At 69.6% G+C, this 13,319-nt stretch carries 10 protein-coding genes and 1 tRNA gene; 9 read left to right on the top strand and 2 right to left on the bottom strand.

The window, feature by feature from the left end; genetic code table 11:
• The first annotated feature begins 576 nt into the window (after nucleotides 1-576).
• From AB0L00_RS45100 to AB0L00_RS45085, 4 genes are all read left to right on the top strand, one after another.
• Nucleotides 577-1,227: a choice-of-anchor C family protein gene (locus tag AB0L00_RS45100; protein WP_364444316.1), complete on the top strand. Its 651-nt coding sequence runs from the start codon at nucleotides 577-579 to the stop codon at nucleotides 1,225-1,227.
• A 266-nt stretch (nucleotides 1,228-1,493) separates the two neighbouring features.
• Complete coding sequence (locus tag AB0L00_RS45095; RefSeq protein ID WP_364444314.1) at nucleotides 1,494-1,715, top strand: hypothetical protein; 222 nt, start codon at nucleotides 1,494-1,496, stop codon at nucleotides 1,713-1,715.
• 333 nt (nucleotides 1,716-2,048) lie between these two features.
• Complete coding sequence (locus tag AB0L00_RS45090; protein ID WP_364444311.1) at nucleotides 2,049-2,948, top strand: alpha/beta hydrolase; 900 nt, start codon at nucleotides 2,049-2,051, stop codon at nucleotides 2,946-2,948.
• Nucleotides 2,949-3,024: 76 nt separating this feature from the next.
• Entirely contained in the window at nucleotides 3,025-3,924 is a 900-nt protein-coding gene (locus AB0L00_RS45085) for an alpha/beta hydrolase (protein WP_364444309.1), read from the top strand.
• Between the two features lie 237 nt (nucleotides 3,925-4,161).
• Here the strand turns inward: AB0L00_RS45085 and AB0L00_RS45080 are convergent.
• Nucleotides 4,162-4,235 (bottom strand) — tRNA-Ile (locus tag AB0L00_RS45080).
• Between the two features lie 100 nt (nucleotides 4,236-4,335).
• Nucleotides 4,336-5,727 carry a cation:dicarboxylase symporter family transporter gene (locus tag AB0L00_RS45075; RefSeq protein ID WP_364444307.1) on the bottom strand — a complete coding sequence of 464 codons (1,392 nt, stop codon included), beginning with the start codon at nucleotides 5,725-5,727 and terminating at the stop codon, nucleotides 4,336-4,338.
• Nucleotides 5,728-5,859: 132 nt separating this feature from the next.
• Here AB0L00_RS45075 and AB0L00_RS45070 point away from each other — a divergent pair, with 132 nt between their 5' ends.
• The 5 genes from AB0L00_RS45070 to AB0L00_RS45050 all read left to right on the top strand — a co-directional run.
• Entirely contained in the window at nucleotides 5,860-7,485 is a 1,626-nt protein-coding gene (locus tag AB0L00_RS45070; RefSeq protein ID WP_364444306.1) for a sensor histidine kinase, read from the top strand.
• Nucleotides 7,482-8,168 carry a response regulator gene (locus AB0L00_RS45065; RefSeq protein WP_364444304.1) on the top strand — a complete coding sequence of 229 codons (687 nt, stop codon included), beginning with the start codon at nucleotides 7,482-7,484 and terminating at the stop codon, nucleotides 8,166-8,168. Before AB0L00_RS45070 ends, AB0L00_RS45065 begins: the two co-directional genes overlap by 4 nt.
• A 174-nt stretch (nucleotides 8,169-8,342) precedes the next feature.
• Nucleotides 8,343-8,882, top strand: coding sequence for an ATP-binding protein (locus AB0L00_RS45060; protein ID WP_364444301.1), 540 nt, complete (start codon nucleotides 8,343-8,345; stop codon nucleotides 8,880-8,882).
• 183 nt (nucleotides 8,883-9,065) lie between these two features.
• On the top strand, nucleotides 9,066-11,969 hold the full coding sequence (locus AB0L00_RS45055) for an AAA family ATPase (protein WP_364444299.1): 2,904 nt from the start codon (nucleotides 9,066-9,068) through the stop codon (nucleotides 11,967-11,969).
• A gap of 89 nt (nucleotides 11,970-12,058) precedes the next feature.
• The coding region (locus tag AB0L00_RS45050; protein WP_364444296.1) for an alpha/beta fold hydrolase at nucleotides 12,059-13,319 on the top strand (1,261 nt) is incomplete at its 3' end.

The following is a 13,319-nucleotide window of genomic DNA, read 5'->3' as shown; positions in this document are numbered from 1 at the left end:
GATGACCGAACATGCTGCTCACGGCCTTCTCGCCATCAGGCGCAGAACCGATCATGCGCTCCCCTCAGGACACCGGAATCCGCCCAGTGTCCCACGCGCAGTGACGGATACAAGCCTCAAAGTAGCGTCGGCCCGTCGAAACCGCGTAGAACGTCGAGCCCGGCATCCGCTCGCCCGGATGCCGATGTGACCCCTGAGAACCGATGGGACCGGGGATGCCCCCGGGCCCCCCCGCGCGAACTGCGCGGCGACGGGATTCGGCCGCCGGCGCGGCGTTCGACGGGCGGCCGGCCCGACGCATTGCCCGCAGCAGGCTTTTACTTTCCACCCTGACCACATCCGGCCAAAACTACCGATCCCGACATAGGCCGCAGGCGATCGGCGCCGCCTCGCCGTGCGACCGGTAAACGACGAGCAACAGGCCGTCCATATCCCCTCCAGGTTCCGATCGCTCGAATACAGAGCAAGATCACTTGATTACAGTGCGTGACAGGTGAATTCGATCGGGCGTTGCCAATGCCCATTCCGGCCAATCGATACGCCGCGTACAGACCACGCCGAGACCAGGAGAAAAGCATGGCGGTTTCATTGACCCTCAGCCCACGCGTCAGGCGGATGATCAACGCGCTTCCGGCGGCGGCCACCCTCACCCTGTGCGTGACCGCCGCCCAGTCCGCCCACGCTCAGAACACCGCGGTGCCGCCCTTCTCCAACGGCGGCTTCGAGAACCCGGTCGTCCCCGCGAACTCCTTCACGACGTTCAACGCCGGGGCCGAGATCGGGTCCTGGAGGGTCGCCGATGGAAACGTCGACCTGATCGGCTCGGGCTTCTGGCAGGCCGCGGAGGGGAACCAGTCCATCGACCTCGACGGGAACACCGCCGGAACGGTCGAGCAGTCCGTCCCGACCCATTTCGGCGGCTGCTACAACGTCACGTTCTCCCTCGCCGGGAATCCGGACGGCGGGCCGGCGGTCAAGCGCGGATTCCTGCGAGTGACGCAGCACGGCATGGGCCACCCGGCGAACCAGCGGAACTTCGCCTTCGACACGTCCGGCAAGACGCGGGCGGACATGGGATACGTACCGCAGCGGTTCAGGTTCCGCGCCCTCGGCCCTGCGGTCACCCTCGCCTTCGGGAGCGCCACGGCCGGCGCCTTCGGCCCGGTGATCGACGCCGTCTCGGTCAGCCCGACGCACCCGATGGACTGCCGCTTCGGCCACATCTGATTCTCATCGACCGACGCCTCGCGGCGGCCTTGCACCCGACGGCCACCGCGAGGCGTCCGCCTTGGGAAGCAGGCTTCCGCCGAGGCGGAGGCGTCTCGCGTGGCCTCCCCGCGGACCGGCGCGCGCGAAACCGGTCCGCGCGCGGCGCGGACGCGGTGCGGGCCTGCGTGCGTATCTGCTGCGTGTCGTCTGTGGCGGACGGCGTGGAGTCCGTGCGGGCCTGCTCCGGAGCAGCGCGGCGTTCGGCGGCCCTCTCGTAGGCGACCATGACGGCCTCGGTGATCTTCTGGCGGATCGTCACGATCGCCTCGGCGGCGCAGAACACGATCGCCACGGGCGCCGAGTGCTGCAGGATCTGCGCCGGGTTCAGCGCCGCCCACGCCGACCAGGTGTTCATCGCGTACGTGCCGCTGAGCGCGACCCACTTGGTGGTCCGGACCCACCCGCCGGCCTCCGGCTCGTGGTCCACTGCGGCGTCCACAGAGTGAGCCGTTTCCATCCTCAGTCTGAGCTGGCCGGGTTCAGGGTAAGGACAGCTTGGACGATGTCGGAGATCCCGGGTCGTTGAGCAGCGGAGTTCGCGGAGCGGCCGCGAGGGCCTGAGGGCGACTTGTTCGAACAGTGCCCTGATTTTTGCGTGGGACTGGTCGACTGCTTACCGGCCGGCGGACTCCGTCCGCCGGCGAGATGCCCGCCACGTCCAGGAACGGCCGGTCCAGCGGTCGCCGGACAGCGCCACGTACACAAGGAAACTCCGCGCTGAGGCCCTCTTTGCTTCGAGCGGAGCAGGCGGCGCGACCGAGCCGCATTCACACGGGCCGATGCGGCTGCAGGAATTCGGAGGTCAGACGATGCCGTTCTCGAAGCCGACCAATGGTTTCCGTCTGCACTACCTGCGCTCTGGAGAAGGTCGGCCGGTAGTCCTCGTACACGGTAATCCAGGCGACAACAAGGAGTACTCCAAGCTGCTGCCCCTGCTGACACCCTCCGCTGACGTGGTCGTCCCCGACCTGAGAGGCTACGGCAAGTCGGACAAGCACCTAAAGGACGTCGGTAACGCCTACGCCCTGTCCGGGCAGGTGGACGGCGTCATCGCTCTGATCGACGAACTCGGCATCGGCAACGCGGTCTTGTGCGGATACGACGTGGGCAGCTTCACGGTCCAGACGATCGCGGTGAAGCGCCCCGACCTCGCTAGATCCCTGGTAGTCGCGCCACCGACGATGGGGGTTGGCCGACGGATTCTGGAGGAGGAGGCGGTCAACGCCTTCCTCCACGCGATCCTCTACAAGACGACGCTGGTAGAGGATCTCATCGACGGCAAGCCGGATGCCGTCCGCGCTGCGCTGAAGGAGCACCTGCAGAACTGGTCGGCTCCAGGCTCCACGGTCGTGGACGAACTGCTGGACCATCTGACCGAGAACCACTCTGCCCCGGGTGCTTTCGTGGCCGGCATCATGTGGTTCCGCTTCCCGGAGGGGAACCCCATCACCTATTACGCCAACGAGAAGAAGCCGGATCCCGCTGACAGGTTCTCCAAGCCCATCACCATCCTCTGGCCTGACAAGGATCCGCTTTTTCCGCAGGAATGGAGCGACAACCTGTCCGACTTCTACAGTGACTACACACTCCATTTTATGAAGAACGTCGGGCACTTCAGCCCGCTGGAAGCGCCTGACGTCTGGGCAGAGCATATCTTGGAGCGCGTGCGCGAAGCCTAGGAAACGTAAAACCGAGCGTGTGGTCAGATCGGCGAATTAAGCACACCCGAGGTAGGTTTCCGCCAGGAGGTGCACAATGCAGGGGCTCTACCACAATATGTTCGAGCGCGCGGACGTCCGGATCCACTACGTGACCGCGGGCACGCCGCCGAGCGATGGCGAGGATGGTCGAACGATCCTGTTGTTGCATGGTTGGCCTCAGACCTGGTGGGAGTGGCGTCTCATCATGGAGCCTCTCCGTTCCGAGGGCTGGTTCGTCGTGGCTCCCGACTATCGAGGGGCCGGCGGGTCGTCGAAGCCCGAGAGCGGCTATGACAAGCAAACGATGGCAAGCGACGTGAGAGCGTTGCTCCATCATCTCGGCGTAAATAACCCGATCACCCTTGTCGGTCACGACCTCGGGATGTTGGTCGCCTACGCCTTCGCCTCCCTCTATCCGAATGACGTTGAGCGTCTCGTGCTCATGGAGGCTCCGATCCCGGGCACCGAAGCATATGAGAGCGTGCTGGCGACGACCAGGTTCAGCGAGGCCAAGCTTTGGCACTTCCACTTCCACGGCGCACCAGAAAATGTCGCCGAGACGCTTATCGCTGGCAGCGAGTTCCCCTATCTGCACAGTTTCTACGTCAAGCTGAGTGCGAATCCCGATGCCATTTCCATGTCGGACGTGGAACGATATGTCGCCGCCTACACGGCTCCCGGAGCCATGCGAGCAGGCCTCGAGCTCTTTCGGGCTTTCGAGAAGGACGCAGATGACAATCGGCACATCCTCTCAGACAAGGGTAAGCTGAAGATGCCCGTGCTCGGACTCGGAGGGACCGCGAGCTTCTTTCTTCCAGTGGCCGAGGAGATGCTCTCGGAGGTCGCCGAAAGTGTCACTGTCCGACCGATCAAAGATTCGGGTCATTGGATCGCCGAAGAACAGCCAGAGACGCTCCTGAAGCGCCTGCGCGAATTCATTCAGGCGACCGCATGAGACCATGATGCTTTTTCAGAGTGATTTCAATGCCGGGATAGTAGGGGTTCGTCCGCAACGGCGCTCCCACGCCGCGCCGACTGCTCAGCATTCGTTCATGTAGCGGGTGGCGACAGCGCGGTGGCGTTGGAGCCGGTTGATGCCGCACTGCCGACGCTGGCACGGCGTGGCACGAGGTGTCAGCGAACAACGGCGGATACCCGCAGGTCAGCAGGATGATCGGACTGCTTGAGCGAGTGGGGCGGGTGGGACTCGAACCCACGACCAAGGGATTATGAGTCCCCTGCTCTAACCGGCTGAGCTACCGCCCCGAGGGTAGCGAGCATCAAGCCCCACTACCTTGCCTGCCCACGAACGCCCGCGCAACTCGAACACGGTCGAGTCGCGCGGGCGTTCAACGGCCAGGGTGAGTCAGGCGTTCGCGGGGGCGGGCGTCGCCGTGTCTCCCGGCGCGGCCGGCGGGGGGACGGCGCCGGGCTCGGCGGAAGGCCGGTCGTCCAGGAGGGTCGTCTCGTCGAACGGCACCTGCCCGGCGAGGACCTCGCGGGCGCGGTCGCGGTCGAACTCCCTGGTGACCGTTCCGATGATGACGGTCGCGACCGCGTTGCCGGCGAAGTTGGTGACGGCCCGGGCCTCCGACATGAAGCGGTCGATGCCGACGATGAGGCCGACGCCGTCGACGAGGTCGGGCCGGTGGGACTGCAGGCCGCCGGCGAGGGTGGCCAGACCAGCACCGGTGACCCCGGCGGCGCCCTTGGAGGCCACGACCATGAAGACGAGCAGCGATATCTGCTGGCCGACCGACATGGGCGCGCCGGTCGCGTTGGCGATGAAGAGGGACGCCATCGTGAGGTAGATGGCGGTGCCGTCGAGGTTGAAGGAGTAGCCGGTCGAGACGGTGAGACCGGAGACGGACCGGCTCACGCCGAGATGCTCCATCTTCGCGATGAGGCGCGGGAGCGCGGTCTCGGAGGACGAGGTGGAGACGATGAGCAGGAACTCACGGCCGAGGTAGCGCAGCAGGGCGAAGACGTTGATCCGCGCGACGAGCCGCAGCACCGCGCCCAGGACGACGAAGACGAAGATCGCACAGGTGACGTAGAAGCCGATCATGATGACGGCAAGGCTCTTGAGCGCGTCGAGGCCGGTGGCGCCGACGACGGCCGCCATCGCGCCGAACGCTCCGATCGGGGCGGCCCACATCACGATCGCCAGGATCCGGAACACCAGGCGCTGAATGTGCTCGACGCCTCGGAGGACCGGCGCGCCGGCGCGGCCCATCGACTGGAGGGCGAAGCCGGTGAGCAGCGCGACCAACAGCGTCTGCAGGACCTGGCCCTCGGTGAAGGCGGACACGAGGGTCTTGGGGATGACGCCGAGCAGGAAGTCGACGGCTCCCTCACTCGCGTCGGACGCCTGCGCGTGACCGGACTGGCGCAGCGCCTGGGTGAGGTGCAGGCCCGCTCCGGGGTGGAGCAGGTTGCCGACGACGAGCCCGATCGCCAGCGCGACGGTGGACGTCAGGAGGAAGTAGCCGAGGGCGAGGCCGCCGACCGCACCGACCTTGGCGGCCTTGGCGACCGAGCCGACACCGAGCACGATCGTGCAGAAGATGATCGGACTGATCATCATCTTGATGAGGTTGACGAAGCCGGTCCCCAGCGGCTTGAGCTCGACCGCGAACCCGGGTGCGGTGAGACCGACGACGACACCGGCGATCACCGCCGCGATCACCATCAGATAGAGGAGATGGGTGCGTTCGCGGCGTCGTCCAGGCGCACGGTCTTGGGGCTCGGCAGACATGTCCGCCTCCTTCGTAGCGGGGGAAATCTGCCTGGACTATGCGCAGATCCGGCGCCTCAGTCACCGTTGCGTTCATTTCGTTCGTGAAACACCGGTTCACGGCACCGAAACACAGCGTGCACACTTGCGTCCATGCGATGGGTCTTCCGGCCTGCCGGTCGGCGGCGTCAGAGCCTGGCCGGCCGGCTCTTCGTCATGCAGATCATCGTGGTCACCTCCGTCGTCGCGGGCGGCGCGGTGCTCGCCTACCTGTACGCCGCGGCGAGCACGGAGGACACGGCGCGGCGGCAGGTGTCGGCCGTCGCCGCCGGGGTCGCCGACGCGCCCACCGTGGCCGCCGCCGTGGAGGGTCCGGATCCGTCACGGGTGTTGCAGCCGTATGCCGAACAGGTACGGCGGGACGCCGGGGTGGCCTTCGTGACGATCATGAGCCCGACGGGCATCCGGTACACGCATCCCGACCCCCGGATGATCGGCCGGCCGTTCCTCGGCCACATCGAGCGGGCGCGGGCCGGGCGCGCCTTCACCGAGACCTTCACCGGAACCCTCGGGCCGTCGGTGCGACGCGTGGCCCCGGTGTTCGACCGGGAGCACCGGGTCGTCGCGCTGGTCAGCACGGGGATCACGGTCCGGATCCTCGACCGGCGGGTCCGGGACCAGCTGCTGGCGCTGGTGCTGCTCGCCCTGCTCGCACTGGGAGTGGGCGGCGCGGGGACCTATCTCGTCAACGCGCGGCTGCGTCGGCACACCCACGGGATGGACGCGACGCAGCTGAGCCGCATGTACGAGTACCACCACACGATCCTGCACACCGTACGGGAGGGGCTGCTGCTCCTCGATCCGCGCGCACGGGTGGCCCTCGCCAACGGCGCCGCGCGGGAGTTGCTCCGCCTGCCCGAGGACGTGGAGGGACGCGGGGTGGCCGAGCTGGCCCTGCCGGACAGCCTGCGTGACTCTCTCTCCTCCGACGGCCCGTGCGTGGACGAGATCCACCTGACGCGGGAACACGTCGTCGTGGTGAACAAATCGGCCGTCACCTCGGGCACGCGTGACCTCGGCAGCGTCGTGACCCTGCGGGACCACACGGAGCTGCAGGCGCTCAGTGGCGAGCTCGACTCCGTACGGGGCTTCGCCGAGTCGCTGCGATCCCAGACGCATGAGGCGGCCAACCGGCTGCACACCGTCGTGTCGCTCATCGAGCTCGGACGGCCGGAGGAGGCCATCGAGTTCGCGACGGCCGAACTGGAGCTCACCCAGCGCCTCACGGACCAGGTCGTGAGCGCGATCGCGGAGCCGGTGCTGGCGGCGCTGCTGCTCGGCAAGGCCGCCCAGGCGAACGAGCGCGGCGTCGAACTGGTCGTGACACCGGACACCGAGATCGACGACACGGCGATCCCGGAGACGCTCGGCTCCCGCGACCTGGTGACGATCCTGGGCAATCTGCTCGACAACGCCGTCGATGCCGCCGTGGAGGCCGGCGGCCGCTCCCCCCGGGTGTTCGTCACCGCCCGCCTCTCGGGCGATGAGCTGCTGCTGCGTGTCGCCGACACGGGCGGCGGCGTCGGCCCGGACTCCGTGGAGGAGATCTTCGAGCGCGGCTGGTCGACGAAGGAAGGGGCGCGCCCGTCCGGGCGCGGGCTGGGGCTGGCCCTCGTCGCCCAGGTCGCCCATCGCCATGGCGGGCGGATCGTGGTGGGCCGGGAGGTCGGCGCGGTGTTCACCGTGGCGCTGCCGCTGGCACGAGAGGCGACGGCGTGATCAGCGTCCTGGTGATCGAGGACGACCCGGTGGCCGCGGACGCGCACCGGATGTACGTCGAGCGGGTTCCCGGCTTCGAGGTCGCGGGCGTCGTGCACTCGGGCGCGGAGGCGTTCCGGGTGTTGGACCGGGGGCCGGTCGACCTCCTGCTTTTGGACTTCTACCTGCCGGACTGTCACGGGCTGCAGCTCTGCCGGCGGCTTCGCGCCGCCGGCCACCTGTCGGATGTGATCGCCGTGACCTCGGCACGCGACCTGACCACCGTACGAGCGGCGGTCTCGATCGGCGTCGTGCAGTACCTCCTCAAGCCGTTCACCTTCGCCACGCTCCGTGCCAAGCTCGAACGCTACGCGCACTTCCACGCGACCGTCGCCGGATCCGGCGAGGCGGCCGACCAGCAGGAGGTCGACCGGGCGCTCGCCACGCTCCGCAGTGCGGACCGGCCCGCCCTGCCCAAGGGGATGAGCGCCTCGACGCTGGACACGGTGACGACCGCGCTGCGGACCGCCGGGGAAGGGTTGACGGCCGGTGCGGTCGCGGCCGCCACCGGGTTGTCGCGCGTCACCGCACGCCGCTACCTGGAGTACCTCGTCGACGCCGGGCGGGCGGCCCGGGCCCCGCGGTACGGCCAGGTCGGCCGCCCCGAGCTGTACTACCGCTGGGTTACGGGGCCGGGTCGATGAGCCCGGACGGCGGGGGCCGGGGAGGCCGGTTCCCGCACGTCTCGTGAGTGCGATTGGGACGCGCATTTGCACGTGCATTTGATTGTGCATCAGTTCTTGCATCTGTTCGCGCTCCGGGGGAAGATAGCCGATCAAGCCCTACTCGGCCCGTCCGAGTCGTCTGGAGGCCGCCAGATGCCCCCTTATCGCACGAGCTGTACTTCTACCCGGCACGAACTCGCCGAGGAGCCCCCTTCCCCGACGGGCGTGCGCGACAGCGCGCACGTGCTGCCTCAGCTCGCTGCGTTCGGACCGGTGTTCGGCCACTCACAGGACGCCATGTGCCCGCTGCGGGCCAACGGCGCCGCTCCCGGCGTCGCCCGCGAGTTCACCATCGGCACGCTGCGGGCCTGGGGACTGGCCGACCTGGCGGACGACGCGACGGTCATCGTCTCCGAGCTCGTCACCAACGCCCTGCGCTACGGTCTGCCCGCCGGCTTCGTGACCACCGACGACCGGCCGATCAGGCTGACGCTCGTACGCCACGGCGCCCTCGTCGTGTGCGTCGTCGCGGACGCCAGCCGCCAGGAACCCCTCGTACGCGACCCCTGCGACATCGCCGAGAACGGCCGCGGACTGCACGTCATCGAGGCCCTGAGCCGTACGTGGGGCTGGACGCCTCTTCCCCGGGCCGGCAAGGCGGTATGGGCCGCCCTCGCCGTCCCGCAGGCGTGAACCTTTCCCACGGCGACATGCTTCCCGGAGTAACAATCTGATTACCTGCGTCCTGACACGCGGCTGACCAGGTACGACCTGAAAGACCACGCGGACGCGAAAAGCCGTGTCTCGGTAAACTGCCGCTGACGACCTCTTGGGTCGGAGAAGGGCCGCGAAGCACCTCCACCGCAAGGGAACGGTATGGATCGTCGTGTCGGCGGGACGACCGGCGCATCGTCGACCGCGGGCGCGACGGGAGAAGTCGATCCCCCGCTGGTCGGACGCCGCGACGTCCTCGAGGGCTTCGGGCGGCTTCTCGACACCGCCGCCGACGGCACCTTCAGGTTCGTCGGCCTGGCGGGCGACCCCGGCGCGGGGAAGACGCGGCTGCTCGACGAGCTGGCCGCCGAGGCCGCCCGACGCCGGCTGCCCGCCCTGTCGGGCCGGGCCACCGAGTTCGAGGAGATGCCGTTCGGCGCCGTGCTCGACGCGCTGGACGACCGCCTGGAGACGATAGCGAAGGAGCTGCCCGAACGGCTCGGCGCACCGGCGGCCGGGCTGCTCGCCACCGTCTTCCCCGCGCTCTCCGTGGCCGCGCCCGGTGACGTCGGCACGATGGCGCCGGCCACCAACCGGTACCACCTGTACCGCGCCGTCCGGCGGCTGCTGGAGGAGCTGGCCGCTTCCGACGGGCTCGTGCTGGTCCTCGACGACGTGCACTGGGCGGACGAGTCGACGGTCGAGCTGCTGGACCACCTGACCCGTCATCCGCCGCGCGGCCGGATGCTCGTCGCCGTGGCCTACCGGCCGGCCCAGGCCTCGCCCAGGCTGGCCGCGCTGATGGAGACCGCGACGCGGATCCCCGTGGACCCGCTCAGCGAGGCGGAGGTCGGCGAGCTCCTCGGCCCGGAGGTCAGCCGGGCGCGCCGCAGTGCGCTGTACGAGGCCAGCGGCGGAAATCCCTTCTACCTCGACGCGCTCGCTCGCATGGGCACCGGCGTCGGGACGCCCGACGGCACGGGCGAACCGACCGAGATCGGCGAACTGCCCCACGCCGTACGCGCGGCCCTGGGCATGGAGCTGAGCGGCCTGTCCGCCACCGCGCTGCTCGTCGCGCGGGCCGCCGCCGTCGCCGCGGACGAGTTCGAACCCGCCCTGGTCGCGATGACGGCCGAGACGTCCGAGGACGACACTCTCCAGGCGATCAACGAGCTGGTCGCACGGGACGTCGTACGGCCGGCGGCGCCGGGCCGGTTCCGGTTCCGGCATCCGCTCGTGCGGCACGCGGCGTACGAGTCGGCGGCGGCGGGCTGGCGGCACGCCGTGCACGCCCGGATCGCCGCCCGGCTGGCGGACCTGCGCGCCCCGGCGACGGCGCGTGCCCCCCACGTCGAGCGGTCCGCCAGGATCGGCGATCAGACGGCCATCGCGACGCTCGTCGAGGCGGCCCGCTCGGTCGCCGCGCAGGCTCCCGCGACCGCCGCGCACTGGCTGCAGGAGGCCCTCCGGCTCGTTCCGGACACCCCGGACATGCGAATCGCGCTGCTGCTGGAGCTCGCGCGGGCGCAGGCGGTCAGCGGCCGGATCGCCGAGGGGAAGGACACCGCGCGGGAGCTGCTGCGCCTCTTGCCGCCCGACGACTTCGCACGCCGCGCCCGTGCCGCCCGGCTGTGCGGCATCATGGAGCGCCAGCTCGACCGGCCGCACGAGGCCCGCGCGCTCCTCCTCGACGAGCTGCGGCGGATCCCCGACACCCAGGCCCCGGCCGCCGTCGAGCTCCGCGTGCGGCTGGTGACCGAGAGCCTGATGCGCAGCGACTTCCGCGCCGCCCAGGCCGTCCTCGACCTGATGCCGGAGAACGCCGACGGCTGGGAGCCCAGTCTGGTGCTGGCCGTCGCCGCCGTGCGCCCGATGCCGGCCTACGCCGCCGGGCTGATCGACGACGCCGCCCGCTACGCGACGGTGGCCGCCGGCATCATGGCGGTCTCGCCGGACGACCACCTCGCCGACTGGCTCGACACCGACATCTGGCTCGGTTGGCTGGAGCTGATGATGGGCCGGTACGCCGACGCCCTGCAGCACTTCGGCCGTTTCCTGACGGTGGCCCGCAACACCGGGCAGAGCTCGATGCTGCCGCACATCATGGCCGGTCAGGCGCAGACGCTCACCATGCTCGGCCGGCTGGAGGAGGCGGCGGCCGCCGCCGAGGAGGCCACGGAGGTCGCCCGCCTCCTGCGTTCGAGCGAGTCGCTGGGCTTCGCGATGACGCAGCAGTGCCTGGCGGCGAGCTGGTCCGGCGACCACGAGTCGGCCGTACGGCTCGGCGAGGAGCTCGTCGGCCTGCGGCTCGGCCGCGGAGAGTGGTGGGCCGCCATGGCCCGGTACGCCCGCGGGATGGCGCTGATCCACGCCGGGCGCCTGGACGAGGGCGCGGAGCAGCTCATCGCCGCCTGCGGTGACTTCAACGATCCCCAGCTCGATCCCGGCACGCTGGTGGCCTGCTGTGAGACGCTCGCCGACGTGGACGCCACGCGGGAACGGCCGCGGGACGCCACGGGCTGGGCCGACCGCGCCGACGTGCTCGCCCGGCCCGGTCTGGAGACGAACGGCGGCTTCGCCATGCTGGCCCGCGCGCACGCGCTGACGGCCTCCGATCCGGACCTGGCGGCCGAACAGGCCCAGGCCGCGGCCGCCATCCTCGACAAGGGCGGCATGCGGATCCACGCCGGACGGGCGAGGCTCCGGGCCGGGATCGCCTACACGGCGGCCGGCGAACGCGCTCAGGCCCGGGCCGAGCTCGGCGCCGCCGCGGAGACCTTCGCCGCGTGCGGCGCCCGCACCCTGCACGCCCAGGCCGTACGGGCGCAGCGCAAGGTCGGCGTGCGCGTGCCGGGCGCGACCGGCCGGGCGGCCGGCCCGCACGGCCTGTCGCGGCGGGAGTTCGAGGTGGCGACGCTGGTCGCCGAGGGGTGCACGAACCAGCAGATCGCCGAACGGCTGTTCCTCAGCATCCGGACGGTCGAGACGCACCTGTCGCACATCTTCGCCAAGCTCGGTGTGTCGTCCCGGGTCGGTATCGTCAGCGCGCTGAACCAGAACCCTTAGTCGCCCTAGGGCGGAATCAGGGTTTACCACGATGATGCGCGCGCACTTGCGCCTGCCATTGTGTGTCCGGAGGCAGGGAGGTGAGAGTCATGGAGCGACGTGTCCCGGCGCGATACACCCTCGAGGGCGTGTCCGGAGCCGAGGTGTCCGTGCATCCGTTCGCGACGCAGGACGGTCTCGGGCTCAACCTGACCCGGTTCCGGCGTGGCGACTGCGGCGACGTCGTGCTCCTGCTGCACGGCCTCACGGCGTCCATCGACATGTTCATCATGCCCGAGCACCGCAACCTGGTGAGCGCCCTGCTGGACAACGGGTTCACCGACGTCTGGGCGCTCGACTTCCGCATGAGCTCCCGGCTGCCGTACGACGCCGAGACGCATCGCTACACGCTGGACGACATCGCGGCCTGGGACCATCCGGCCGCCCTGGCGGAGCTGCGCCGGCACGTCGGCGACCGGCGGGTGCACGTGATCGCGCACTGCCTGGGGTCGCTGTCATTCTCCATGAGCCTCTTCGGCGGCGCCCTCGACGGCATCACGAGCTTCGTGAGCAACAGCGTCTCGCTGGTCCCCCGGGTCCCGGCCTGGTCGCGGTGCAAGCTCACGGCCGGTCCCGGTCTGTCGGAGTACCTCATCGGCCTGTCCTTTCTGGACTCACGCTTCGGTGAGGCACCGCCGCTCACGCGGGGCTGGATGGTCTCCCGTCTCGTCTCGCTGTTCCACCGCGAGTGCGACGTTCGCGACTGCCACATGATCAGCTTCATGTGGGGCAGCGGTCATCCGGCCCTCTACGAGCACGACAACCTGCTGCCGGTCACCCACCAGCGGATCGCGGACCTGCTCGGCCCGACCGGAGTGCACTACTTCCGGCACATCCGCAAGATGGTGTCGGCCGGTCAGGCCGTCAAGTACCACCCGGGCGACCCGCGCCACGCCGCGCTGCCCGACGCCTACCTGACGCGGGCGAACGAGGTCACCACCCCGGTCCTCCTGCTGTCGGGCGATGCCAACCGCGTCTTCCCGGGCGCGAACGCGGCCTGTCACGCGGCGCTCGAGCGGGCCCGCCCCGGGTTGCAGGAGTTCGCCTCCCTTCCCGGCTACGGCCACATCGACCCCTTCATCGGCGAGAACGCGCACGTGGACGTCTTCCCGAAGATCCTCGACTTCCTGAAGCGGCACTCCTCGGAAGCGAGTGAGCCGATGAACGCAGCACCCTTGGTCACCCCTCCGACGAAGGAGGCCCCGCGATCGAGCGGAGCGAGTGAGCCGATGAACGCAGCACCCTTGGTCACCCCTCCGACGAAGGAGGCCCCGCGATCGAGCGGAGCGAGTGAGCCGATGAACGCAGCAC

Origin of the sequence: Actinoallomurus sp. NPDC052308 (assembly GCF_040679195.1) — a bacterium.
Taxonomy (GTDB): domain Bacteria; phylum Actinomycetota; class Actinomycetes; order Streptosporangiales; family Streptosporangiaceae; genus Actinoallomurus; species Actinoallomurus liliacearum.
The sequence above is the reverse complement of the archived record's forward strand: the minus strand, read 5'-3'. Positions and strand labels throughout refer to the sequence as shown.